Origin of the sequence: Chelatococcus sp. GCM10030263 (assembly GCF_042666455.1) — a bacterium.
GTDB lineage: Bacteria > Pseudomonadota > Alphaproteobacteria > Rhizobiales > Beijerinckiaceae > Chelatococcus.
The window spans coordinates 1063587-1085986 of sequence record NZ_JBHTDB010000005.1 but is presented as its reverse complement, the minus strand read 5'-3'; the positions used below and the strand labels follow the sequence as shown (position 1 = coordinate 1085986).

Here is a 22400-nt window from a genome sequence, read left to right as displayed (position 1 = left end):
TCTCACAGAACGGGCGGCCGCTTGGCGCGGGCTTCGGCTTCGCGAACTGAATCGGGGTCAGCCATGACTATGTGCTGCTGCTGTGGCGATCTTTCATGCTCTTTGTAGTCGAGCCGCTGATGTTTCTTGAAGTAGAACAGCATCGCGAGTCGCATCGGCACCTCGAATTCCCCATCTTTCATTCCGTAGTCGGACGCGACAGCGCGCTTCTGCTCATCCGATAACCCGGGGTGGGGCTTCAGCTTGATCCTATAAGTCTCATGCCAGGCGCGATCCTTGTCTGCCGATAGACCCGGCTCCGCCTCCGCGCGCAGGCCAATGATTCGTGGCAGCATGAAATCGCGGAAGTCGCGGTTGTCGTGACAGAAGGCGCGCGCATGCCAGCGCATCCCGTCGAAGCAGAATGCATGCGGCGTGATCCTCCGCCATTGCGGCTTGGGCTTGTCCGGGTTGAGAGACTGGTAGCGGATTTCGACCGATTGACCTGCCCGGATGACGCCTAGCAGTTGGCGCAACATCGCCGGATCGATCATCCGCTTCGGTAAGGGGATTGTGGCGAAGGCCAAAGGTTGGGCCGCCCACGACTGGCTGGCGGCATAGGGCGCGAGGTCCTTGGCCGCCATCTGCATCAGATAGTCGGAGGCATCGGGCTTCAGATATCGAGGCTTGAATGACTCGCTCGCGAAGTAACGCTTCAAGCTGGCGTCGTAGCGAAGGTTTTCCGGTGCGATTTCTCGATAGTGCGTCAGGTCCTTCGACGCTTGGGGCACGGAAACCTTGAAGCGCTCGATGATGTCGGCCCGGTTGACACCATCCTCCCAAAACACCCGGAACTCGATGAACTCGAGCCTTTGCTCGATGCCCCACTTCAAGCCCTGCCCATCTTCGGCCATCTGAAGCCACTCCTCCCAAGATAGGGATCAAAAGTATCCGGACCTTGACAGCCTCGGCTCATCGCGAATATTTTCTATCCCCATCGGCGACTCGTGGTCAAGGGCCATCCGGCTCGATGCACAAGGAGCGGCGACGATGGTCAAGGTTGAGTTCAAACTGAATGGGCGCACGGTTCGCCCGAACGACATCGCCAACCAGTTGGAGAAGGCGATGCTCAAGCAGGTTCAGGACGGGGTTGCGCAGAAGCTGCGCGATGTCCGCGATCCCGAAACCGGCGCTGCGCCGACCGTGAAGGTCGTCGGGCGCTCTCTCGACAATCTCTCCTTCGAGGTCGCGGGGTCGCCCGCGCTCATCGAGGAAGTGAAGCGCCGCTTGCGGTAGGCGGCAATCTGCCCGGAAAGGAGGTGATCAATATGGCGAAGTCCAACAAGGAAGTGACGAGCGCGAAGGCTGCCACTGCGGCGTCGCAAGTGCTCCGCGACCCGAAAGCCAGTCCGGCGGCGAAGTCGGCGGCGGCCTCGGCCCTCACCCAGCGTCCGAACAAGAAGAAGTAGGCGCGGCGAAGTCAGGGGCCGGGAGCTACCCGGCCCTCGTTTCATCAATCTGCCGGCTCAAGGAGGGCCGAACTCATGATCTACGCGATCAACTATGACCTGAAGCGTCCGGGTCAAAACTATGAGGCGCTGTATCAGGCCATCAAGTCGTGCGGCGTCTGGTGGCACCACCTCGATTCGACTTGGCTGGTGGACACCAGTCTGACCGCCCAAGGCATTTGGGATCGGCTCGCCCCGCATGTCGACAAGAACGACTTCTTCCTCGTGATCGGCGTCACCCGCGACTATCAGGGCTGGCTTCCGAAAGAGGCTTGGGAATGGCTCGACGGCCGCAAGCCCAAGATGGCGGCGTAGGAGGCGGCGATGCGCGTGCAAGGCGCGGTCATCCGCGAACAAGGGCAGACCTTCGCGGTCGTGGTGGTCAAGCCCCATGTGATCCAGAACCGTTCGGAAGCCGATCGCGCTATTCGTGGCTTCATGCCGGTCTTCGGTGGGGTGCCGGTGGTGCTCATGGCGCAAGACGGTCGGGGACGTCCTACCTATTTCGGACGCCCCGACATCTCGCGGTTCATGGCCTCCGTCCCGCTACGGGCAATCCCGTGGCGAGAATACACGATCAACTGATCGCTCGCCTGACACTCGCTAATATCGTTATGGCAGCAGCGGGGTCGAAGTCGAGCAATTCCGCCAGTTCCAGAAACTCCACCACATCCACCCGCCGCTGCCCGCTTTCGAGGCGCGCAACAAACGACTGGTATTCCCCCAGCTTCGCAGCCAAGTCGCTTTGCGTCAGTCCAGCCGCTTCGCGCTTCTCGATCAGTAGCGCGATCAGGGCCTTGTGGCGCTCGGTGCCAAGCGTCTTGACCACGAATTACCCCACCTGATTCCAGATGGGGTCTTCATTTATATCTGATTTTCAGTTATCTTAAATTCAGATATTTGGTGGCGGCGTGGGGCTGCTGATGGAGCTTTCCGGTTTGATCATTGGCGGCATAGCCACTTCGCCCATTTGGGGCACGCTGCTCTGGCACACATGGGAATTGAGCATCCGCCCTCGACTGATCCCGGTAGGTGAGATCAAGGCGCTTGCCGACGAGCTGATTGCCAAGCATGGGCCGCGCGCCGAGGAGATCGCTTTCATCGAGGAAGATCGAGCGTGGCGCTATTCCGAGACATTCCAGCAGGGGAAATGGCATCGGGTGCGGCGTGAGCTTTGGCGGCGCTATGAGGCTGGGGAGTGGGAAGGGCCGAGAAGCTGAGGGGAGGAAGGATGCTTTCCGACACTCATCATGCGAGTGCCGGAAAGCTATCCCATTCGTCCTATGAGAGTAGATATCCGAGACCGTTCTGTATCCTGAATTCTCTTTCACCTAAGCCTGCGTTTTGGCACCCAGATACTTCGTTTATTCCTAAGTTGGTTTTGGACCTTGAACATTGTCGCAAGGACAATGCTGGGAGAGCGGTTGGGGGGTGGTGCCGGTGCTATACCCTTATACTCTTCCCGATGACTGAGCCCGGCGACAACCCCGGCGAAGAGGAAGGCTGATCGATCCGAAGAGCTTTCAGCTTTCGAGATACGGCCTGACAGACTCGATAGCAGGCATGCAAAAGGCGATTCCGCGGCGGCTGTCACATTCATCCGGCATTCCCGCTCCACGCGCCGCGCGGGCTGTTCCTGCCGGGCTTCACAGGAAGCCTCCGCACTACGTGCTCGCTTCAAAATTTCTGGCGCGATTTTCCGGCAGGTGGACTTTTGAGCGCCCCGCTTCGGACGACTTGGCTAGACGTTTTGGCATTTTCAAGTGCGTATCGCGCCGCGGCTCATCGGTGTTTCGCCTGTCGCATCTCCTGATGTGGAATTCACCGGCCACGCCCTAATAGGTAAGCCGAGCGGCTTGTTTCAGTTTTCATGAGGCGGACTCGCCCGCCGGGCCGCTCGTTGCGCCTCCTGTCCGCGCCGGATTCCGCTCGCATGGAATGCTCGTTTCACAATTCGACACGGACTTTCTCCGCCTCGGTTCCGGCCTGCCGATGGCATCCGGCTCAAAGCTCCACCTCGAAATCCTCGGCGTTCGGATGCCGCCCCGAGGCGATCCACCCGGCCCAAACCGCCCATGTCTCCGTGCCCTTCTTCAACCGTCCTGCCTCGCGTTGAACGGACAGCCAGAGGTCGCGCGCCGTCCACGGCTTGGCGATGCCGCTTTCCTGCCGCAAGCGTTCGTTGATCTCCCTATAGAAGTTGATGGGCTTCGGTTTCAGGAGCGAATATGGCGAGGCGAAGAGATACCCCCGCCTGCCTCGGTAGGGTACGAGCAGCGCCATCGCTTCCGGCGCAAGGTCGATCCGGCGCGAGCTATCCAGATGGGGGCCGCGCCAGCGATCATATTCGACGGCCCAGGCGCTCTCGTCCCAAAAGACGGCTTCGCCTCGTATCTCGCGTACATCCTCGATGTGTTCGCCGGTGAGGATCACGAGGCCGATCATCGCGGCCCATGGATGGCCGAGGCGTGCAGCGGCCTCAAAGATGGCGTGGATTTCCTCCACCGACAGAAAGGTGGTTTGGCGAACGGGCGGCAGGTCGAGCTTGGCTTTCGCCAGCGGATTCGCTTGCAGCAAGCCGCGCTCAACCGCCCAAGCGAGGAAAGCCTTCGCACCTTTGAGGAAATTGACGCCACGCGTCGGACGGTCGGCGGCGACCTTCTCCGCCAACAATAGCCAGCGGTCGCGGTCGAGGGCGGAGAGCGGTTGGCTGCCGAACCTCGGTGTCAGGTAGCGAGCGAACAAGCGCTCCATCACCCTGAACCAATCGGAATCGGCCGGGCTGCGCTCGAAGAAATAGAGCGTCACGACCTCCTTCAACGGCATGTCACGGCGGAGCCTCGGCGCTCGCCGGGCAATACCGTAGTGACCGGCATGCCGCCATTCCGCCTTCCGGCGCGCTTCGTCCACGGTGTAATCCGATGCACCGCCCAAGTGCTCACGCTCGGAATGCTGCTCGTCGCGATCGGCGTAGAGGTAGTACCAGCTCTTGCTGCCGCCTGGCTGGATGCGCAGTGCGAGATAGGGAACGCTGCCGTCGCGAACCCATTCCTCGCGAGCGGGCACCTGCACCGCTCGGACAAGTTCGTCGGTGAGGCGAACTTGCACATAGTCCCGCTGGCCGCGTCGGCGTCTCGGCTGTTCCTCGTCCAGATGCGCGACAAGGGCGGGCGGATCGAGATTTTCATAGGGAAGTCCGGCGATGGTGGCCATGCGTGATCCTTTCGGCGTTCGGATATGAAAATGCCGCCGGGGTCACCGGCGGCATCGATGAGCGCGGCGAAGGTCCGATCACTCGCGGCGGATGTCGGCGACCTCCGCGCCGAGATAGCGGGCGATCTGCGGAATGGTGGCGGTGGTGTAGACGCTCGGTCCCGCCGCCAGATAGATGATCGCGCCGTCCGCTCCGTTGGCGCGGCCTCCGGCGATCTGGCTGCGGCGCACCAGCGCACCGCCGCCGGAGGCGGCCGGGATCAGGATGAAGTTGTCGTTGAGGTCGATGTCTTCACGCATAGTCTCAAGTCCTTTCAGCTTGCGGTGAAAGGGCGGAAACTCCGCCCCTCCATTACAAACCAGACCTATTGCGGGTGTCAACTAAGCGATTGTTTTGCAAAATCTATTTTGATTCCGCGCTTACCGAATCTCGAAGTGATGATATCTCTCGCCGGCCGCCTGAATCATGGCGTCGAGTTCTCCGGCTTCTTCCAGTCGCGTGACCTCATCGAAATTGCGATCCCCGGTGTTGCGGTAATCCCATTCGTCCTCAAGGTCGCCGTTATCCGGCTCGTAGGCGAAAAGGCCGCCGGTATTGCCGTTCGATGGCGTTGAGGTGGAATCGAGAAAGCCGGAGCACCGAAGGCGCATCCAGTCCAGAAGATCGCTCTTTCTGTAGTACGCATAGCGTCCGACATGTATGAAGACGGGGCCGCCCCCTCTGGTTGCCGAAGTCGCTAAGCTAGCGGCCGTAGTGCGCATGCCATAGCTTTGCAGGAAGCGGGCAGCTTGAGCGCGAGTCAGAAGTTCTTGCATGTCGATCGTCTCCTGTTGGTGGGAAACAGTCCCCATATCAATAAGAGCCGCGTATAGGCCGGCTAACAGAGACGGGATTTCATTCCCCACTGGTTCGGGATTTTGCTTTTCCCGCCATCGCTGCTGCGATCTTCGCGCCGATGCTGTCGGCGGCCTCGGCGGCGCGGCTGTCGATGACATGGGCGTAGATGGCGAGCGTCGTGCGCGGTCCCTTGTGCCCCATCAACGCGGCGACCGATGCGACATCGATCCCTTCCGACAAGGCAATGGACGCGATGGCGTGTCGCGCGTGATAGCGGACGCGGTTCGGCAGGCCGGCGCGCTCGCGGGCCTCTGCCCAAATCTTCTTCGAACCGACGAAATGTCCGTCACCGCGCGAGGCGGGAAAGACGAAGGGTGATTTCGGCCTTCTCGGCTGCGCGTTGATAAGGTCGAGCGCGGCCGGCGCGAGCGGGCGCACCGAATAGCCGGTCTTGCTCTTTTCGAGGCGCAGGCAGCGGCCTTTCTGGTCCACTTCGGACCAGCGAAGCTGCTCGATCTCGGACGGCCGCGCCCCGGTCAGCAAGAGAAGGCGCAGGACGGCGATGCCGAGAGGATTGACGCCTTCGGCCTCCAAAGCGGTGAGCGCTTCCGCCATCGCGGCGAATTCGTCCTCGCTGAGGAAGTCGTACCGTTTGCCGGGCCGGGGCTTGCGGGCGGCCGAAACCGGATTGGCGGTGACGATACCTTTCTCGACCGCATAGCCGAAAACCAGCGAGAGGTCGGCGGCGACCTTGCGGGCCGCTCCCTCTCCGCCGCGCACCTTGATCCGGCCGCGCTTGCGCGGCCCCACGGCATTCTTCGCGGTTTCGCCTTTCGACACGCGGCGAATGAAATCGTTGATGTCGTCCACGGTCACTTCGCTGACGCGCTTGCGGCCGAGGATCGGCACGGCATGGTGTCGGAGCCGCGAGAGCGTGTAGGCTTTGGTGCGGGGCTCCATCGGCTTGCCGGTGCGTCGGCCGGGCGGGTTCTCCTCATCCCATTGATCGATCAAGCCGCCGACCGTCATTTCGCGGCGCTTGGTCTGGCGATCCTCCAGAGGATCATGACCGTGGCGGACCTCGCCCAGCCGGTTGCGCGCGAGGTTGCGGGCTTCCTCGGGCGTGATCTCCCCGACGCGGCCGAGGCTCATGCGCTTCTTGGTGACGTTCCGCCCGCCGCCGTCGGGTCGGTATTCCAATATGTAGGTGGCGGCTCCCGAAGGTGTCACCCGAACACCAAAACCCTTCACCTCCGTGTCGTAGACGACATAGCGGCTGGCTTGGGGCTGCAGGCTGTCGACGAGCCTTTTGGTGATCTTGGCGCGGGCCATTTTCCGGTGTTCTGGGTCGCCACCGGGTCGCCACGCGGATGTAAATCGGCGTTATTCAGCGTTCGGCAGCGGGTTGCCTCTGCCTCAAGAAAAACAGTAATTTGATAAGGAAATCAAATAGTTAGTGTTATTCTACGTTATGCGCCGCAAGTCGCCGTAACCCGCCCGGCCGGCTTTGCCAAGGTTGGGGTCGAGGGTTCGAATCCCTTCGCCCGCTCCAAAATTTCTCGAAAAATCAGCGCGATAAAGGCGGCTCCACGGAGCCGGCTTTGCTTACCCGGCTTTGGTTGGATCGTGGGTAAGCGAGAGTAAGCACGAGAAGACCTATTTTCGGCGACAGATAGCCGATCGGCTCGCGTCAACCCCGCAGCCGTTCTCCATGAACACGAGCTTCTTCCCGTTGGCGGATCGAGATCCGCTCTGATGTGGCCAGCTCACAACACGCCGCCTCGAAGCAGGAACGCCCCGTCATAAGTCGGCACTGGGCACAGTGGCGCAAATACCAGGATCGGATCGATCCGAGCCGGCTGGAGAGGTCGACCAGGACTGACATCCACGAATTCGTCCGGCGGCCGGCCACCCTCTTGAGGCCTACGTCGACGATCTCGAACCTGAGGGATGCATGAGAGGCCCCTCCCGGACCAGGTCCGGCGTGCCACACAAAGGCAGGGGGGAGAGCCGCCACGAGCCGCTTGCGTGACACCACCAGCGCGGCCGGCTGAGGCTCAGAGGTCTTCCTCGATATAGACCCCGCCGCCTTGCTCGAAAACGTCGTTGATGTGAGCATCGACCTTTCGGATGAACTCCGAGACGGCCGTCGCCTCGCTCTTCTTGTCAGCCGACGATTTTCCCGCCTCGAGCGTCTCGACGAGCTTGTCCGCGACGGCCCCGCTGTAGGCACGTGGCACGACAACGACCCCTTCCGCGCTGGCGCTGATGATATCACCTGGATGAACGATGACGCCTCCACAGCAGACGGGGACGTTAATTTCGAAGGGGCCGGCCTTTGGGCCCGACCAGGCCGACACGCCAACGCCATAAAGCGCAAAGCCGGCCTGCTCTGCGTCCTCGATATCGCGATAGGCGCCGTTCATCACGAAACCGGCGAGGCCGTAATCCTCGACAGCCGCGCGCAGAAGTTGAAACCCGCCGAGACACCAGGTGGTGAAGCCCTGGGCGTCGATGACGAGCACGTCGCCGGGCAACGCGGAGGAGATCGCTTTGACCACGCCCAGATTGTCGCCGGGCGGGCATTTCACGGTGACGGCCGTGGCGCACAAAGCGGGCGCGGTCTGGTAGAGCGGCTTGATTCCCTGCGTCGTGTAGAAACGTCCAACGAGATCGCTGACGTCCGTGGCCGGAAAGCGCGCTATCGTCGCGACATGTTCGGCTGCGGGCCGCGGAAACCGTCGCCTGATCTGTGAGGGAATGATCGGGTCGCGCGAGTGCAGGTGCAGGGCGGAGACGGAAGCCATGTGCGGTGTCCTCCTGGGCGGTGAGCTGTTGGCCGACGGGATCGTTCCGTCGCACGGCTGTCGGGCTGAGCCCGGCGAGATTCCTGGTCGCTTCGTGATGCGGCTGATGGCGCCTATGATGCGCCGCTTTTCCGGCGCCAGTGATACAATGGCTCCCCCGGGATCGGTGAACGGAAGGTCGGCAGCTTGTCGAGCACCAGGGAGCCGACATAGACGGTCCTGAGATCCTCTCCTCCGAAAGTAATGCTGGTTGGCAGGCGCACCTGTTCGCCTGGCGGATCTTCGAAGATCGTGGTGCTCGATCCGTCCGGCGCAATCACGACGATTGCATTGCGCGACAGCTCCGTCACCCACAGGTTGCCCGCAGCGTCGAAGGTGATGCCATCGACCCTCGCGCCTGGATACAGCGGATCGGGACCGAAGCGTTCGAACTCCGCCACACGCCCGTCCTTGCCGAGGAGCGCGCGCGATACACGCCCGGCGGTCGTCTCCGCGACATAGACATAGGTTCGTTCGCGGTCGATCCGGACCTCGTTGGTGAACCAGAAGCCGCGGCCCATCAACCGCGGCGCGCCGTGCTCGTCGAGCCGCAGCAAAAGGCCGTCATCGATGGGCTCGTCGAGCGCTTTCCTGCGCGGTACAGTACGGGTCGAGATCGTGAGCCAGGTATCACCGAGATCATCGATGTAGACGAAGTTCAGCGAGCCGAGTGGCTTGCCTTCGAAGCTGTCGAGAAGAAGCTGTTTCTGCCCGTCCGGGAGCATGCGGAACAGTTCGCCCGTCTCGAGATTGGCGACGAGCAGCGAGCCATCCCGGTCGAGCGCTATGCCATTCGGCATAGGCGGCATCTCACCCAGGCGCACTTGGCTACCATCAGGGCCGATCTTGGTCACGATCGCCCGGTTGTCCGCCACCCAGAGCGTCCCGTCGGGTTCAGCCAAGATACATTCTGGTCGGCTCAAATCGTGCCCCGTCCAGCTTAGATCCGACGGTCTGACCGAGAATTTCGCCAGTGTTCCGTACAATTCCGTCCTCCGTGCAAGCGGAGCCTGCTTCGGGTATTAATGGATGAAGCCCAAGGATATCGGTCCACAGCGCACTTCGCTATTGCTATGCAATTATATCTACATAAGCTGAAATTATAACGCTTTGGCCTCTGGCCGCCGAGCTCACGACACGTTGCCCCTTTTCGGCCCGGCTGAGCTGCGCGACCGCGGCAACATAAGCTCTGCTGATGAAGAAATAAACACGGGCCTATAGAGTTCGGGGCCTCTGCGGAATAGGCTTCTGGTTCGCAAGAATACGTTTAACGGCAGCTATCTTCACTGCCGATGGGAGGGAGATTATGGTTTTTCGGCGTAGTTTCTTGTCTATAGCGTTCGCCTGTTTTGCCGCGACGACGGCCTTCGCGCAGACCAAGATCCAGGTGGCATACGGCCTGCCGGAGAATTCGCACTTCGGGGATTTCACCAAGGCGTTCAAGAAAGAGCTGCAGAAGGTCAGCGGCGGCAAGTTCGTTGTGGAGGAACTCGCCAATTATCTCGGCGGGAATGAGCGGGCCGCGATCGAGGCCGTGCAACTCGGGACTATCTCCGCAACCCAGACCTCGACGGCCACGATGGAGAACTTCGTTCCCGAAACCGCGGTTCTCGACCTGCCCTATCTCTTCCGCGACTCCGCACATGCGCGGAAGGTCCAGGACGGGGAGATCGGCCAGGAGATCCTGGCGAAATATGAGCAGCACGGCCTGATTGGATTGGCTTTCGGCGAAGCCGGTTTCCGGGGGATCACCACGTCGAACAAGCCGATCAGAAAACCGGAGGACATGAAGGGCCTGAAGCTGCGCACGATGCAGTCGGACGTGCACCTGCGGGCGTTCCGGGCCCTTGGTGCGCTGCCGACGCCCATGGCCTTTGCCGAGCTCTATACCGCGCTGCAGACCGGAACGCTCGATGGCCAGGAAAATGCGATCGCCGTGATGGTTCCGGGCCGACTCTATGAGGTACAGAAATACCTCAGCCCAACCCAGCACGTGCTCACGAATATCGTGATGGTTCTCTCCCCTTCGATATGGAACGACCTGACCGACGAGGAGAAAGGCTGGTTCAAGCAGGCTGCTCGCGCCGGTGTGGAGGCCGAACGCGCGCGGATCGACAAGGAGCAGGCCGAGGGCTTGAAACTCATGAAGGATAGCGGGCTGCAGGTGGTCGACGACGTGGATGTGGAGGCCTTCCGCAACGTCCTGGAGCCACTGTACGGCACCTATTACGAGAAGCAGTTCGGAAAGAACCTGATAGAGCGCATCAGGGCCGTTCAGTAACCCGCGATGCGCTTCGCCGTCCTTGTTCTCGAGCGACTGGAACGTTGGACGACGGGCGTCTGTCTCGTCATCGCTGTTCTGTGCCTCCTCCTGCTCTCATGTTGCTGCCTTTATCAGGTAGTCTCGCGCTTTGTGCTCGAGGAGCCGCTCGACTGGTCCGAGGCGCTCATACGCTCGTTGATGATCTGGGCCGTGTTCATGGCCATGCCTGCAGCCTTCCGCGAAGGGGCGATGGTATCGGTCGACATCCTTCCCAAGCTGGTCGGCGAGAAAAGAGCGATCGTGGTCGGAGCGCTCGCCGGCCTGACCATCACCCTTCTTGCCTTCGTCTCATGGTATGGTTGGGCGATCCTGCCCCGGGTCCGCTTCCAGACGGTTGCGGGCCTCGGCAGCTCAATCGCCTGGGTCTATCTCGCGATCCCGGTCGGCACGACGCTGTCCATCCTGTCGGTGCTCGCAAACGCCATCGCCGCACACCGTTCCAAGATCAGCGATAAGAGCCTGGAGCTCGGGCTATGATGTCGCTGGCCATGGTCGGCAGCCTCGTCGTGTTGCTGTTTCTCGGTGTACCCGTCGCGGTGTCGATCGCGTTCGCAGCAATTGTCGGGCTGCTCCTTTTCACGAGCACGCCGCCCCTCATCGTCATTCAGCAGTTTTTCGTCTCGATCGACAGCTTCCCACTGGTTGCCATTCCGCTCTTCATCCTTGCAGGGAACATCATGGAGACCGGCGGCGTGTCGCGCCGGCTGCTCAATGTTGCAAAGTCGATGGTCGGTCACCTGCCCGGCGGCTTGGCGGCGACCTGCGTGCTCACCTGCCTGATCTTCGGCGCAGTGTCCGGCTCGAGCGTCGCGACCACCTTCGCCATCGGCTCGATCATCATCCCGGCGATGGTGAGCCAGAAATATCCGATCGGTTTCGCCGCCGCCTTGCAGGCCACCTCGGCCGAGCTTGCAGTGATCATCCCGCCGTCGGTCCCGATGATCCTCTATGGCGTCGCGACGGGCACATCGATCGGTGATCTCTTCATCGCAGGGATCGGCCCCGGCTTCCTGATTGCGGGCGCCCTGCTGGCTACGGTCGTGATCTGGTCGCTTCTGCGGAACTACAAACCCGACGAAGACCGGGTCAGCTTCGGCCGCGCAGCGCTCGATGGTATCCTGGCGCTGCTCCTTCCGGTCATCATCATGGGCGGCATCTATGGCGGCGTTTTCACGCCGACCGAGGCAGCGGTATCGGCAGTATTCTACGCCTTGCTGCTTGCAGGCCCCGTCTACCGCGAGCTCGGCTTCAGACAGCTTTTCGGAATTGTCCGAAAGTCGGCGATCTCGACGTCGTTCATCATGTTCACCATCGCGGCGGCCGGCCTGTTCAGCTATCTGCTCAACATTTCCGGCGGCGGGGTCGCCCTGACAAACTGGATCAACAGCACCTTCACCTCGTCATGGAGTTTCCTCCTGGCGGTGAACATCGCCTTGTTCTTCGTCGGCATGATCGTGGAAACCTCGGTGGCGATCCTGGTGCTGGGCCCTCTCTTCGCTCCGATCGCTGTGGGCATGGGAATCGACCCCGTCCATTTCGGGCTTATCATGATCGTGAACCTGGCGTTGGGCATGATCACGCCGCCGGTTGGCGTCAATCTCTTCGCCGCCTGCGCTGTGGCGCGCATTCCGCTTCAAACGCTCGTTCCCTATCTGCTGCCCTTCATCGCAGTGGTGATTGTTTGCCTCGCGCTCATCACCTATGTGCCGGCCCTTTCGGTCGGCATTCTCCATCTATTGAGGTCGTGAAATGGCATCGGTCGCGCTGCCGAGGGCAGCAGCCGGCAGTCGGCAGAACCCGTCCGCACAATCCCTTGCCGCAGCGATCGCCGAGCTTGCGGCGCGCTTTGGCGAGCGCTGCGTCACCTCGGAGGCACTGCGGCGGCAGCACGCGCACAACTTGACGTATCACGAGGCGCAGCTTCCCGATGGGGTGATCTTTGCGCGGACAGCCGAAGACATCTCGGAAACGGTCAAGATCTGCGCAGCGCATCGCGTACCGATCGTCCCCTTTGGCGCGGGCACCTCCGTCGAGGGGCACGTGAACGCCCCCTTTGGCGGCATCTCTCTTGATCTCTCACAGATGAACGGAGTCCTGGCGGTCAGTCCGGAGGATGGGACTTGCGTAGTCGAACCAGGGATCACGCGGATAGAGCTGAATGATCATTTGCGTAGTTACGGATTGTTCTTTCCCGTAGATCCGGGGGCAAATGCCACGATCGGCGGTATGGTCGCGACGCGGGCGTCGGGAACGGCGGCCGTTCGCTATGGCACGATGCGGGAGAACGTCCTGGCGCTGAAGGCGGTGGTTGCCGACGGCTCAGTCGTCGAGGCTGGCCGCGCCGTGCGCAAATCGTCGTCGGGCTATGACCTCTCTCATCTGTTCGTCGGCTCGGAGGGAACGCTCGGCGTCATCAGCGAGGTGTCACTGCGCGTCTTTCCGGCGCCCGAGGCCATCCTGGCAGGCTATTGCCATTTCGAGACGATCGAGAGTGCCTGCGACGCCGCCGTCTACGCGCTGCAACTCGGCATTCCGCTCGCCAGGGTCGAACTACTGGATGAGAGGCAGATCGAGGCAGCGAATGCCTATTCGAAGCTCGAGCTCGACCTGGCTCCGCATCTGTTCATCGAGTTCAACGGCACTGCCGACGGGGTCCAATTGCAGCGCCGGCAATTCGAGGAGGCTGCATCCGAATTCGGCGGCAAAGGGTACTCTTGGGCCACCCGGACGGAGGAGCGCAACGCGCTCTGGACGGCCCGGCACAATGTGTACTGGGCGAACGCCTCCTATCGACCGGGGACTAAGCCGATCACGACAGATCTTTGCGTTCCGATCTCCAGGCTTTCGGGCATCATTCAGCGCACCAAACACAAGATCATCAAATCCGGTCTGGTTGGAATGATCGTCGCGCATGTCGGCGACGGCAATTTCCACGTCCAGTTCATGGTCGATTACGACAGTGATGAGCGCGAGCGCACCTTCGCATTGATCGCCGACATGACGCACGACGCTCTCGCGATCGGAGGAACATGCACAGGCGAGCATGGAATCGGGCAAGGAAAGATCAAATACATGCTGGAGGAGCACGGCTCCGCGGCAATCGCCGTGATGCACACTCTCAAGCGGGCGCTTGATCCCCACAACATCTTCAATCCCGGCAAGATTCTTTTAGGTGAGGCGCCCTAGCCATCGAAAGCAGCTGTTGTCCCGGTAGGGAGCAGCCGCGATATGTGCGGCCTCACGCACTCTATGGGGCTTCGGCAGGCCACTTGAATTCCGTTGAAACCTTTTTCAGGGCTGCGACCGCGAGCTTCGCCGAACGCGACATCGGCTTGTGTTGAGGCAGCCAGAGCTGGACGATGATATGCGCCTCGGGAAAGAACGGGCGCTGAACGAGACCCGCCAGATTGGCCTGACGCAATCCGATTTCCGGCACCAGAGCAACGCCCACCCTGTGCCGCACCAGGATGCAGGCGGTCGATGTGTGCGTAATCTCGACCGCCGCCGTACGCCGTACGGAGGTTTGCCGGAAGGCATTTTCGATTACGATGCCAATCGGTAGCGTACGATTGAAGGTGATCAGTTGGGAGTCGACTAGATCGTCTGGCACGATGCGGGCCTTCTGGGCGAGCGGGTGGCTCTCATGCGCAATGAAGACCAGCGGCGTGGTGATCAGGTCGAGGATATGACCCATCAGGCTGGGATAGGGCGAGATCGTCAAGCCGAAGTCGACCCGATCGCTCTCGATGTGGTCGATGACGTCGTCATTGTCCATCCCGAAGAGATTGACCTGAATCTTCGGATGGCTCTTGTGAAAAGTGCTCAGGAGCCGGGGCATGACCACGTCTGTTACCAGCGGCGGCGAACCTATGTTGACGACACCAACGGTGGCATCTTTGAGATCGCTCAGGAGTCGCTGGACCCGCCGCATTCCCTCGAAGACGCGTTCGAGCTCCGGCAGCAGCACGTAGGTTTCATTCGTGGGTTGCAACCGTCCCTGGCGCCGCAAGAAGAGCGGAAAACCGGCAATCTCATTGCATTCGCGCAGGATCATGCTCACGGCCGGCTGAGAAATGCCGAGCGCGGCGGCTGCGTCCGTCACAGAACCCGCCCTGATCACCGCGTGAATGACTTCGAGCTGCCGAGTGGAAAGGGTCATGGACGGGCAAAACCTTGAGCGGCTCCGGGGTTACCGGGCCGATTCGGCTCACGTTAAGCCGCCGGGGCGAGTTCTTCCAGCGTCGCATGGATGAAGGCCGAAGCCGAAGCGCGGGGGAGCCGCCGAAGTTTCGCCTGGGCCCCAGGTTCATCAGCCCGCTGGCTCCCATCGCCCCACTCGGCGCAATGGGCGTCACAGGCGCCGCCCCGCCCTGGACGCTCCAAAGACTTCGATCATCTGCGTGATACGAGGTCGACCGCTCAGAACCCGTAGAGCCGCGCCGGATTGTCTACCAAGATCTTGTCGAGCGCCGCACCTGCCCATCGGGCGAGACGGTTGAGCGTTTCGCCGTCATCCACGGGGCGGAAAGGCTCGATTCCCGCACCGCGAAAGGCACCCGGCTTGCCACCTGGATGGGGCCAGTCCGATCCCCACAGCATCCGGTCGGGATTGGCGTCGATGAAGGCACGGGCGACACTCTCCATATCGGAGCCGTCCGCCTTCGCCGCGCTGCGGTGAGGTGCCGACAGCTTGACGTAAACCTTGCCGTTCGAGACGAGTTCGAGGAGCTTCTGGAGCCGCGGATCGCCTGCCTCCACATCCCGCGCGCTCGCCCGCCCGAAATGGTCCACCACGAGGGTTGCCTGCAGCCGCCCGATCACGTCGGCAAGGCCAGCCAGTACCGTCAAATTGGCATAGGTTTGGACGTGCCATCCGAAACGGCTGGCGATCTGCGCCGCCTGCTCCATTGCTGCGCGAGCGACCGACAGGTCGGTTTCGCCGCGGGATTCCAGATTGACGCGCAGGCCGCGGACGCCGGCCTTATCGAGCGCCTCCAGTTCCGCTTCTCCGATCCCAGGTCTTACGACGGCGACCGCGCGCGCCCGATTACCCATGCTGCGCGCCGCGGTGATCGTGCAGGAGTTGTCAAATCCATAAGGGCTCGGCTGGACGATCACCACCCGGTCCATGCGCAGCAGCGCCTGGTGGACCTCCAGATCCTGCACCAGGGCCGGTCCCGGCGTGTAGAGCCGTCCCGCTGCGAAGGGAAACTGGTCCGCGGGTCCGAAAACATGCACATGGCAGTCGCAGGACTGGGGTGGCACCACAAAGGCGGGCGCGGTATGCGTCACGCCCAGCAGAGGAGCACCGTCGAGGGTGCCGGTTCCCGCAAGCGTCATGGGCGCTCAATCTCCTGATCTCGTTGGCCTCTGATCACTGCGCCGAGCAGGTGCGCGAGGTCGGCTCCAGTCGGCACGCCGACAATTACCCACGCCCAGTTTGTCCCTATCGGCGGCGTGCTGCGACGGCACTTTCCGCTGGGGAGGAATAAACGCCTAATCAATTCGTTGACGCTCTCCATAAATGAACTTTATGGTCTCAGCACTGTAGCGCGAGTTCTGTGATGATGAATCTTCGGCAGATGGAGGTGTTTTACGCCATCATGCGCTCCGGCTCGGTGAGCGGAGCGGCGCGAATGTTGAATGTAACCCAACCCGCCGTCAGCGCGATCCTCAAGCATTGCGAAAGTCAACTGAAGATGCGGCTGTTCGTGCGCGTCGCAGGGCGACTGCAGCCGACGCCGGAGGCCGCCGCCATCTTCCCCGACGTCGCCGCCGTGTTCAACCGGCTCGACGCCATCAAACGGCTCACCCAAGACCTTGTCGGGGGGCGTCTCGGCACCTTGTCGGTGGCGGCGGCCTTTCCCATCGCCAATGGCGCACTCGCCAAGGCCGCCGCAAACTTCCTCGGCACCTACCCCCATATGCGCATCGCTCTCCAGTCGCTCACCTCGCGCGAGGTGCTCGACCGGGTGATCAACCGGGAAGTCGAGCTAGGGGCAGCCTATGAGCCCGTCGTCAGTCCCGAGGTGCAGACCGAGACGCTCGCAACCGCGAGCATCGCCTGCGTTCTGCGTGCCGATCACCCACTTGCGCAGCAGGAGACGATCGGGATCCGCGACCTCGAACCCTATCCGCTGCTCACCTACCGCCGCGATGCAAATCTCTGGTTCGCTATCGAGCGGGCCTTCAGCCAAGCCGGCGTTGCGCCGCGTATCGCGGTGCGGTTCGGCGTGTCGCTCACCGGCATGATGTTGGCTCATTTCGGCGCGGGTATCGCGATCGTCGAGCCGTTCCTCCTGGAGGATCTGAAGATCCCTGACATGGTCGCGCGACCGCTCGTGCCGGCGGTCGAGCTGAGGACGGTGCTCATCCGTCATCGCTCGGCGCCGCGTTCCGTCGTCATGGAGGATTTCATCGCGCATCTGAAAAAGACCATATCTGACCGGGCATGCGCGACGAGCGCGTAAAGAACATTGCAAGACATGGGCCGCGAGGTCTCGGGGGAACGCTGTAATGGATCCGATGAAGCTCCGCCACATGGAGGTGTTCCACGCCATCATGCGGACGGGATCTGTTACCGGCGCTGCACGGATTCTGAACGTTACCCAGCCCGCTGTTAGCACCATGCTGAAGAATTGCGAGCGACAACTTCAGCTCAAACTGTTCGAACGCATCGGCGGGCGACTGCAGCCGACACCAGAGGCTGAGGCGATCTTTCCGGATGTATCGGCCATTTTTGCCCGCCTCGATGACGTGGCCCGCCTCACGGAGGACCTCCTCGGTGGCCGGATCGGCACGCTGACCGTCGCCGCCTCCATGGCCATCGCAAACGGCCAGATCCCGAAGGCGATCGCATCATTCATAGCAAACCGTCCGCAGGTGCAGGTCGAGGTGATCGCGCTCACGTCGCCGCGCGTGCAGGAGGCGGTGATGAACGGCGAGGCGGAGCTCGGCATCTCCTTCGCCCCGGTAACGAATGTCACGCTCGAAACGGAGGTGCTGCTGCGCTCGCACCTGACCTGCGCGCTCAGCGAAGATCACGTGTTGGCGAAGCGTGAGGTCATCGACGTGGCCGACCTCGCGCCTTATCCCATCATCTCCTACCTGCCCCAGGCCATGCTGCGGCCCGTCATCGAGGAGGTTCTCGCAGGTGCGGGGATCGCCCCCTCGCTTTCGGCCCAGGTCAATCTCTCCTTGGTGGCAATCATGATCGCCCGCTGGAGCCAGTCGGTGGCGCTGGTGGAGCCCAATCTGCTCAACACCATCCGCATTCCCAGCGTCGTCGCCCGGCCGCTTCGGCCCGCGACACCGCTCACCATGGTGTTGGTACGGCAGAAATCGGCGCCTGTCTCCGCGATCACCTCGCAGTTCGTCGCGCATCTGAAGCGCACCGTCGGCGAGGAGGAAGGCCATCAACCCACCTTATAGGGGCGGACTGTATTCTTATTGGACAGTTATGATTTGGGCACCGACACTCGTGTCAACCAGAAGAACCCGAGACGGGAGGACTCATTGACCGCACTGCATTTGACGGCGAGGTCCAGCAAGTCAAGTTTGCCCGATGCGCAGCAGGCCGCCATGCGCCAATCGGACACGCCTCACACCGGACGCTCTGAGGCGGATATTGCCGGCCAGAGCGCTCCGCTCCCCGCCAAACCGCTGCTCCAGGTTCGCGACCTCACGCTGCAGTACAAGACCCCTGCGCATCTGGTAACGGCCACCTACCGTGTAGATTTTGACGTATTGCGCTCGGACCGTTTCATCCTTCTCGGCCCCTCCGGATGCGGCAAATCCACCATTCTCAAGGCGGTGGGCGGCTATCTCCAGCCGACCGAAGGCGAAATCCGTCTCAAGGGCGAGTTGGTCGTCAAGCCGGGGCCGGACCGGATGATGGTGTTTCAGGAGTTCGACCAGCTTCTGCCCTGGAAGACCGTTCGCCAGAACGTCGCTTTCCCGCTCGCGGCCACCGGCAAGCTCAGTCGGAAGGAAGCCGACGAGAAGGCGATGTATTATCTCGACAAGGTCAATCTGACCAAATTCGCCGACGGTTTCCCCCATATGCTGTCGGGCGGCATGAAGCAGCGTGTGGCGATCGCCCGCGGCATGGCGATGGAGCCCGACATCCTGCTTATGGACGAGCCCTTTGCCGCCCTGGACGCCCTCACCCGTCGGCGCATGCAGGATGAATTGCTCGCGTTGTGGGACGAGACGCGCTTCACGGTCCTTTTCGTGACGCATTCGATTCCCGAAGCCATCAAGATCGGCAGTCGAATCCTGCTGCTCTCACCCCATCCCGGTCAGGTGAAGGCGGAGCTCAACAGCGTCCAGGAGGGCCAAGCGTCCGCTGCAGAGGTCGAGGCCCTCGCCAACTCCATCCATGACATGCTGTTCGCCGACCGGATCGAGGAGATTGACCGTGGCTGATATCCCTTACCGTCCGGAAATCCACCGCACCCCGCTCGGGGTCGAGCAATTCGGCATCATCGAGAAGCCGCTCACTTCCTTCGAGCAGCTCTACGGGCGTGCCTGGGTCCGTAAGCTCTTCCTGCTCGCGCTGCTGGCGGCGGTCTGGGAGATCTATGGGCGCTGGCTGGACAACCCCCTGTTGTTCCCGACTTTCAGCGACACCATGCAGGCGCTGATCTCGGGCATCACCGAGGGAACGATCTTGCGCCGCGCGATCACCTCCATCGAGGTTCTCCTGATGGGCTACGCGACCGGCATCGTCTGCGCCGCCTTGCTCACGATGCTCGCCATTCATTCCCGGCTCGGCACGGACTTCCTGGAAACGATGACGGCCATGTTCAACCCGCTGCCGGCGATCGCGTTGCTACCGCTGGCATTGATCTGGTTCGGCCTGGGCAATGGCAGCCTCGTCTTCGTGCTGGTCCATTCCGTGCTTTGGGCCGTCGCACTCAACACCCATGCGGGCTTCCGCAGCGTCTCCACCACGATGCGCATGGTGGGGCGCAACTATGGGCTGGGTGGGCTGCGGTTCGTGTTGCAGATCCTGATCCCTGCGGCCTTCCCCAGCATCCTGGCGGGTCTCAAGATCGGCTGGGCTTTCGCCTGGCGGACGCTGATCGCAGCGGAACTCGTGTTCGGGGTCTCTTCCGGATCGGGCGGGCTTGGCTGGTTTATTTTCGAAAGCAAGAACCAGCTCAATATTCCCGATGTCTTCGCGGGCCTGCTCACCATTATCCTGATCGGGCTATTCGTGGAAAACCTCATCTTCCGCATTCTCGAAGAGCGGACGGTGCAGCGCTGGGGCATGCAGTCCTGAGGTTCGAACCGCAATCCGGCCCTCGCCTGGCTCAGGGGTCGACCTGAGCCAGGAACTATCGTGGAGCTACACCACCGGCAGCGCGACCTTCGACCGATAGACTGGCGAGGCGAGGAGACGCGCATACCAGGCCTTCAGCGCGGGCATCTCCGGCTTCTCGATGTCGTAAGCGAACCAGCGATGCACATGCACGCCCAACGCAATGTCGGCCAATGTGAACGCCTCCCCCGCCACGAAAGGCTTGCGTGACACTTCATCGTTGAGGAGCGCCCACCAGCGCCGCAGTTCGGCAGACGCGCGATCCAGTGCGACCTGGTCGCGTTGGGCCGGCGGCGTGCGTACCAGCCCTTGCAGCAGAACACGCTGCGGCGCGTCCACCGTGCACTGTTGCCAGTCCATCCAGCGATCGACATTTGCCCGCTCGCGGATATTGACCGGCCAGAAGGCCTCGCCGCCGGCGCAGGTGGAGGCGAGATACCGCAGAATGGCGTTGCTCTCCCACAGGATAAAACCGTCCTCCTCCTCCAGCGTCGGCACCTTCTGGTTCGGGTTCATGGTGCGGTAGGCGCCGGTATCGGTCCCGCCGAAGGGGCCACCCACGTCGATGCGCTCATAAGGGATGCCCAAGAGTTCCAGAAGCCAGACCAGCTTCATCACATTGCTCGAATTGGCCCGGCCCCATATGCGGCGCATCCGGTTCCTCCCTCTTGTCTGTTGTGTGATGCTCAATTGCCCGGCAGGTCATAGGCGATGGGAAAGAAGAGCTCCTTCCAGTCTTCGGGAAGCTCGGAATTGATCTGTCCAGTCTTCTTCATGTGCTGCGCGATCACCATGGTTCCGAGCGGAGTTATCTCCCATCCCGTGCTGGGATCCTTTATGATATCGATGATCTCCTTGGCGGTGATCGTGCTGCCAGGATTGGCCTTCAGATAGATTCCGGCCGCGCGTTCGGCGTCATTGTTGATGAGATCGACCGCTCGTTGGAGCGCATTGCGGAAGACCTGCATCAGTTTGGGATTGTCGGCATAGAATGTCTGCGTGGCATAGATGATGCCATTGGAAACTGGCTGACCCACCACGTCCTCGGTCTGGAGCACCTTGTGGATGCCGGGGCGCGCCGCCTCCATCTGCACGAAGGGGGGCGAGGCGAAATGGGCGGTGATCTCGGTATTGGAGAACAGCGCGGTCATGGCGTCCGGGTGGGAGCGGGAGACGGTGAGCGGGTCGAGCTTGCGCATGCCCTCCGGCCCGAATGCTTTTTCAGCGGCCATCTGCAGGAACATCGCCGGGGTCGAGGAGCCGACCGCCGGAACGGCGATGCGGTCCTTCTCGGTGAAATCGGCGACCGTCTTCACATTCGGATTGTTGGTCGCCAGCACGAAGGACATATGACCATAGCCGAACAGGGCCCGAACGAGCTTGCCTCTGCTCTTGTCCCACAGGTTCAGGAAGGACGTGGCGCCGGTGAAGGCCAGATCGAGATTGCCGGAAAGAATGGCGTCGTTGAGCTGCGGGCCGCCAGCCGTGCGGATCCACACGGTCTCGATCTCGCCCAATCCCTCTTTCTTAGCCTCCGCCTCGATGAGCTTTTCTTTCTCCATGACGGTCGGCACGAGATAGGTCAGACCGTATTGCACGCCGAGCCGGAGCTTGGTGGCTTCCGCCGAGGCGGGCGCGGCGGAAAGGCTCGCCACAAAAACGGCGATGATTCTGTAATAGGTCGATCGTCCCACGTCGTCCTCCTGTTACGTACACGCGAAAGGCTCTGGAAGCTGATGGTCCTCGTTCGGCTCGGTCAGTTCGCCGCTGATCTGTCCGGCGAGCAGAGCCTCAGCCGCTGGCGGGCGGCTTAGCGGGTTTATTAGAAAGCTTTGGAAATGTCCGGAAGTTTATCGTCTCTCCGGACGGCTCGTTTCGCAGCTTACACGCGACGATAAAGGGACCAAAATCGAATCAGCGATAGGTGATCAAGACGGATCATGCGCAATGCCGTTCTCCTCCGCTTACATCTTGCTTTTATACGAGCACCGGCCGGACGCCCCGGATATTCCGAGACGCCCAGACGTCGAACGCCCGGATCTTGCCGCGAAACGATAGGACAGGTCCCCATGGCGGGAAAATCAAAATAGTCGTTCCCCCCATAAGCCCTGATAATGCGTGGGGCACGGCCTCGATGATCACGGATTGCTGGCCCGTGACCTGCCGCCACCTGGCACGCGGCGACAGGCGCTTTGGCCAGTAAGGCGAATAAATTCAGCTTATGGATACAGCCGAATATAATATTGGCGCAAATGGGCAGCCCAACGCACCGTAGCGTCCAGTTCGGGCCGGGAGCGTTACCTGGCCTTGGCGGTGCGACGGCCTCGGGACCGTGGCGCCCATCCGACGGCCGCCGCGGTGGCTGCGG

25 protein-coding genes are annotated in these 22400 nt (G+C 61.8%); 13 read left to right on the top strand and 12 right to left on the bottom strand.

Annotated features, from left to right (window positions below):
• Nucleotides 1-2 precede the first annotated feature (2 nt).
• Nucleotides 3-893, bottom strand: a complete 891-nt coding sequence (locus ACFQU1_RS15270; protein ID WP_378133983.1) for a WYL domain-containing protein — start codon at nucleotides 891-893, stop codon at nucleotides 3-5.
• A 136-nt stretch (nucleotides 894-1029) separates the two neighbouring features.
• On the opposite strand from ACFQU1_RS15270, the gene ACFQU1_RS15265 reads away from it, so the two are divergent.
• The 4 genes from ACFQU1_RS15265 to ACFQU1_RS15250 all read left to right on the top strand — a co-directional run bounded on the left by ACFQU1_RS15265 (nucleotide 1030) and on the right by ACFQU1_RS15250 (nucleotide 2072).
• Nucleotides 1030-1275 (top strand): hypothetical protein, encoded by a 246-nt coding sequence (locus ACFQU1_RS15265; RefSeq protein ID WP_378133981.1) that lies wholly within the window; start codon nucleotides 1030-1032, stop codon nucleotides 1273-1275.
• Between the two features lie 32 nt (nucleotides 1276-1307).
• A complete protein-coding gene (locus ACFQU1_RS15260) occupies nucleotides 1308-1448 on the top strand; it encodes a hypothetical protein (protein ID WP_378133979.1) in 141 nt (46 codons plus the stop codon).
• A gap of 75 nt (nucleotides 1449-1523) precedes the next feature.
• Nucleotides 1524-1802: a hypothetical protein gene (locus ACFQU1_RS15255; protein WP_378133977.1), complete on the top strand. Its 279-nt coding sequence runs from the start codon at nucleotides 1524-1526 to the stop codon at nucleotides 1800-1802.
• A gap of 9 nt (nucleotides 1803-1811) precedes the next feature.
• On the top strand, nucleotides 1812-2072 hold the full coding sequence (locus ACFQU1_RS15250) for a hypothetical protein (protein WP_378133975.1): 261 nt from the start codon (nucleotides 1812-1814) through the stop codon (nucleotides 2070-2072).
• Here ACFQU1_RS15250 and ACFQU1_RS15245 read toward each other — a convergent pair.
• Nucleotides 2065-2316, bottom strand: a complete 252-nt coding sequence (locus tag ACFQU1_RS15245; protein ID WP_378133973.1) for a multiprotein-bridging factor 1 family protein — start codon at nucleotides 2314-2316, stop codon at nucleotides 2065-2067. The genes ACFQU1_RS15250 and ACFQU1_RS15245 overlap by 8 nt on opposite strands.
• 94 nt (nucleotides 2317-2410) lie before the next feature.
• Between ACFQU1_RS15245 and ACFQU1_RS15240 the strand changes: the two genes are divergently transcribed.
• A complete protein-coding gene (locus ACFQU1_RS15240; protein ID WP_378133971.1) occupies nucleotides 2411-2707 on the top strand; it encodes a hypothetical protein in 297 nt (98 codons plus the stop codon).
• A 784-nt stretch (nucleotides 2708-3491) separates the two neighbouring features.
• Here the strand turns inward: ACFQU1_RS15240 and ACFQU1_RS15235 are convergent.
• The 6 genes from ACFQU1_RS15235 to ACFQU1_RS15210 all read right to left on the bottom strand — a co-directional run bounded on the left by ACFQU1_RS15235 (nucleotide 3492) and on the right by ACFQU1_RS15210 (nucleotide 9286).
• Nucleotides 3492-4700: an integrase arm-type DNA-binding domain-containing protein gene (locus ACFQU1_RS15235; protein WP_378133969.1), complete on the bottom strand. Its 1209-nt coding sequence runs from the start codon at nucleotides 4698-4700 to the stop codon at nucleotides 3492-3494.
• Nucleotides 4701-4778: 78 nt separating this feature from the next.
• Nucleotides 4779-5000, bottom strand: coding sequence for a hypothetical protein (locus tag ACFQU1_RS15230; protein ID WP_378133967.1), 222 nt, complete (start codon nucleotides 4998-5000; stop codon nucleotides 4779-4781).
• 120 nt (nucleotides 5001-5120) lie between these two features.
• Nucleotides 5121-5516 (bottom strand): hypothetical protein, encoded by a 396-nt coding sequence (locus tag ACFQU1_RS15225; RefSeq protein ID WP_378133965.1) that lies wholly within the window; start codon nucleotides 5514-5516, stop codon nucleotides 5121-5123.
• Nucleotides 5517-5595: 79 nt separating this feature from the next.
• A complete protein-coding gene (locus ACFQU1_RS15220; protein ID WP_378133963.1) occupies nucleotides 5596-6870 on the bottom strand; it encodes a tyrosine-type recombinase/integrase in 1275 nt (424 codons plus the stop codon).
• Between the two features lie 725 nt (nucleotides 6871-7595).
• Nucleotides 7596-8345: an RraA family protein gene (locus ACFQU1_RS15215; protein WP_378133961.1), complete on the bottom strand. Its 750-nt coding sequence runs from the start codon at nucleotides 8343-8345 to the stop codon at nucleotides 7596-7598.
• Nucleotides 8346-8458: 113 nt separating this feature from the next.
• On the bottom strand, nucleotides 8459-9286 hold the full coding sequence (locus ACFQU1_RS15210; protein WP_378133959.1) for an SMP-30/gluconolactonase/LRE family protein: 828 nt from the start codon (nucleotides 9284-9286) through the stop codon (nucleotides 8459-8461).
• A 425-nt stretch (nucleotides 9287-9711) separates the two neighbouring features.
• Between ACFQU1_RS15210 and ACFQU1_RS15205 the strand changes: the two genes are divergently transcribed.
• From ACFQU1_RS15205 to ACFQU1_RS15190, 4 genes are read left to right on the top strand one after another with little or no spacing between them, the layout of a single operon-like run.
• Nucleotides 9712-10665 carry a DctP family TRAP transporter solute-binding subunit gene (locus tag ACFQU1_RS15205; RefSeq protein ID WP_378133957.1) on the top strand — a complete coding sequence of 318 codons (954 nt, stop codon included), beginning with the start codon at nucleotides 9712-9714 and terminating at the stop codon, nucleotides 10663-10665.
• Nucleotides 10666-10671: 6 nt separating this feature from the next.
• Entirely contained in the window at nucleotides 10672-11184 is a 513-nt protein-coding gene (locus ACFQU1_RS15200) for a TRAP transporter small permease (RefSeq protein ID WP_378133955.1), read from the top strand.
• Nucleotides 11181-12455: a TRAP transporter large permease gene (locus ACFQU1_RS15195; RefSeq protein ID WP_378133953.1), complete on the top strand. Its 1275-nt coding sequence runs from the start codon at nucleotides 11181-11183 to the stop codon at nucleotides 12453-12455. The genes ACFQU1_RS15200 and ACFQU1_RS15195 overlap by 4 nt, the downstream gene beginning before the upstream one ends.
• A gap of 1 nt (nucleotide 12456) precedes the next feature.
• Entirely contained in the window at nucleotides 12457-13893 is a 1437-nt protein-coding gene (locus ACFQU1_RS15190) for an FAD-binding oxidoreductase (RefSeq protein WP_378133951.1), read from the top strand.
• A 61-nt stretch (nucleotides 13894-13954) separates the two neighbouring features.
• Here the strand turns inward: ACFQU1_RS15190 and ACFQU1_RS15185 are convergent, their stop codons facing one another.
• Together ACFQU1_RS15185 and ACFQU1_RS15180 are read right to left on the bottom strand one after the other, a co-directional pair.
• Nucleotides 13955-14866: a LysR family transcriptional regulator gene (locus ACFQU1_RS15185; RefSeq protein WP_378133949.1), complete on the bottom strand. Its 912-nt coding sequence runs from the start codon at nucleotides 14864-14866 to the stop codon at nucleotides 13955-13957.
• 260 nt (nucleotides 14867-15126) lie between these two features.
• A complete protein-coding gene (locus ACFQU1_RS15180) occupies nucleotides 15127-16047 on the bottom strand; it encodes an amidohydrolase family protein (RefSeq protein ID WP_378133947.1) in 921 nt (306 codons plus the stop codon).
• Nucleotides 16048-16271: 224 nt separating this feature from the next.
• Between ACFQU1_RS15180 and ACFQU1_RS15175 the strand changes: the two genes are divergently transcribed.
• The 4 genes from ACFQU1_RS15175 to ACFQU1_RS15160 all read left to right on the top strand — a co-directional run bounded on the left by ACFQU1_RS15175 (nucleotide 16272) and on the right by ACFQU1_RS15160 (nucleotide 19993).
• Complete coding sequence (locus ACFQU1_RS15175; protein WP_378133945.1) at nucleotides 16272-17177, top strand: LysR family transcriptional regulator; 906 nt, start codon at nucleotides 16272-16274, stop codon at nucleotides 17175-17177.
• 55 nt (nucleotides 17178-17232) lie between these two features.
• Nucleotides 17233-18138, top strand: a complete 906-nt coding sequence (locus ACFQU1_RS15170) for a LysR family transcriptional regulator (protein WP_378133943.1) — start codon at nucleotides 17233-17235, stop codon at nucleotides 18136-18138.
• 150 nt (nucleotides 18139-18288) lie between these two features.
• On the top strand, nucleotides 18289-19134 hold the full coding sequence (locus ACFQU1_RS15165) for an ABC transporter ATP-binding protein (RefSeq protein ID WP_378133941.1): 846 nt from the start codon (nucleotides 18289-18291) through the stop codon (nucleotides 19132-19134).
• Nucleotides 19088-19993, top strand: coding sequence for an ABC transporter permease (locus ACFQU1_RS15160; RefSeq protein ID WP_378133939.1), 906 nt, complete (start codon nucleotides 19088-19090; stop codon nucleotides 19991-19993). The genes ACFQU1_RS15165 and ACFQU1_RS15160 overlap by 47 nt, the downstream gene beginning before the upstream one ends.
• A gap of 66 nt (nucleotides 19994-20059) precedes the next feature.
• Here ACFQU1_RS15160 and ACFQU1_RS15155 read toward each other — a convergent pair whose 3' ends face one another.
• The gene (locus ACFQU1_RS15155) at nucleotides 20060-20686 is read right to left on the bottom strand and encodes a glutathione S-transferase family protein (protein ID WP_378133937.1); all 627 of its coding nucleotides are present in this window, start codon (nucleotides 20684-20686) and stop codon (nucleotides 20060-20062) included.
• Between the two features lie 32 nt (nucleotides 20687-20718).
• Complete coding sequence (locus ACFQU1_RS15150; protein WP_378133935.1) at nucleotides 20719-21726, bottom strand: ABC transporter substrate-binding protein; 1008 nt, start codon at nucleotides 21724-21726, stop codon at nucleotides 20719-20721.
• Nucleotides 21727-22400 lie beyond the last annotated feature (674 nt).

What these genes read in the sequence shown, in the direction of transcription:
- ACFQU1_RS15270 (WP_378133983.1), bottom strand. Translation starts at nt 893, where the DNA reads ATGGCCGAAGATGGGCAGGGCTTGAAGTGGGGCATCGAGCAAAGGCTC.
- ACFQU1_RS15265 (WP_378133981.1), top strand. Translation starts at nt 1,030, where the DNA reads ATGGTCAAGGTTGAGTTCAAACTGAATGGGCGCACGGTTCGCCCGAAC.
- ACFQU1_RS15260 (WP_378133979.1), top strand. Translation starts at nt 1,308, where the DNA reads ATGGCGAAGTCCAACAAGGAAGTGACGAGCGCGAAGGCTGCCACTGCG.
- ACFQU1_RS15255 (WP_378133977.1), top strand. Translation starts at nt 1,524, where the DNA reads ATGATCTACGCGATCAACTATGACCTGAAGCGTCCGGGTCAAAACTAT.
- ACFQU1_RS15250 (WP_378133975.1), top strand. Translation starts at nt 1,812, where the DNA reads ATGCGCGTGCAAGGCGCGGTCATCCGCGAACAAGGGCAGACCTTCGCG.
- ACFQU1_RS15240 (WP_378133971.1), top strand. Translation starts at nt 2,411, where the DNA reads ATGGAGCTTTCCGGTTTGATCATTGGCGGCATAGCCACTTCGCCCATT.
- ACFQU1_RS15235 (WP_378133969.1), bottom strand. Translation starts at nt 4,700, where the DNA reads ATGGCCACCATCGCCGGACTTCCCTATGAAAATCTCGATCCGCCCGCC.
- ACFQU1_RS15230 (WP_378133967.1), bottom strand. Translation starts at nt 5,000, where the DNA reads ATGCGTGAAGACATCGACCTCAACGACAACTTCATCCTGATCCCGGCC.
- ACFQU1_RS15225 (WP_378133965.1), bottom strand. Translation starts at nt 5,516, where the DNA reads ATGCAAGAACTTCTGACTCGCGCTCAAGCTGCCCGCTTCCTGCAAAGC.
- ACFQU1_RS15220 (WP_378133963.1), bottom strand. Translation starts at nt 6,870, where the DNA reads ATGGCCCGCGCCAAGATCACCAAAAGGCTCGTCGACAGCCTGCAGCCC.
- ACFQU1_RS15215 (WP_378133961.1), bottom strand. Translation starts at nt 8,345, where the DNA reads ATGGCTTCCGTCTCCGCCCTGCACCTGCACTCGCGCGACCCGATCATT.
- ACFQU1_RS15200 (WP_378133955.1), top strand. Translation starts at nt 10,672, where the DNA reads ATGCGCTTCGCCGTCCTTGTTCTCGAGCGACTGGAACGTTGGACGACG.
- ACFQU1_RS15195 (WP_378133953.1), top strand. Translation starts at nt 11,181, where the DNA reads ATGATGTCGCTGGCCATGGTCGGCAGCCTCGTCGTGTTGCTGTTTCTC.
- ACFQU1_RS15190 (WP_378133951.1), top strand. Translation starts at nt 12,457, where the DNA reads ATGGCATCGGTCGCGCTGCCGAGGGCAGCAGCCGGCAGTCGGCAGAAC.
- ACFQU1_RS15185 (WP_378133949.1), bottom strand. Translation starts at nt 14,866, where the DNA reads ATGACCCTTTCCACTCGGCAGCTCGAAGTCATTCACGCGGTGATCAGG.
- ACFQU1_RS15180 (WP_378133947.1), bottom strand. Translation starts at nt 16,047, where the DNA reads ATGACGCTTGCGGGAACCGGCACCCTCGACGGTGCTCCTCTGCTGGGC.
- ACFQU1_RS15175 (WP_378133945.1), top strand. Translation starts at nt 16,272, where the DNA reads ATGATGAATCTTCGGCAGATGGAGGTGTTTTACGCCATCATGCGCTCC.
- ACFQU1_RS15170 (WP_378133943.1), top strand. Translation starts at nt 17,233, where the DNA reads ATGAAGCTCCGCCACATGGAGGTGTTCCACGCCATCATGCGGACGGGA.
- ACFQU1_RS15165 (WP_378133941.1), top strand. Translation starts at nt 18,289, where the DNA reads ATGCGCCAATCGGACACGCCTCACACCGGACGCTCTGAGGCGGATATT.
- ACFQU1_RS15160 (WP_378133939.1), top strand. Translation starts at nt 19,088, where the DNA reads ATGACATGCTGTTCGCCGACCGGATCGAGGAGATTGACCGTGGCTGAT.
- ACFQU1_RS15155 (WP_378133937.1), bottom strand. Translation starts at nt 20,686, where the DNA reads ATGCGCCGCATATGGGGCCGGGCCAATTCGAGCAATGTGATGAAGCTG.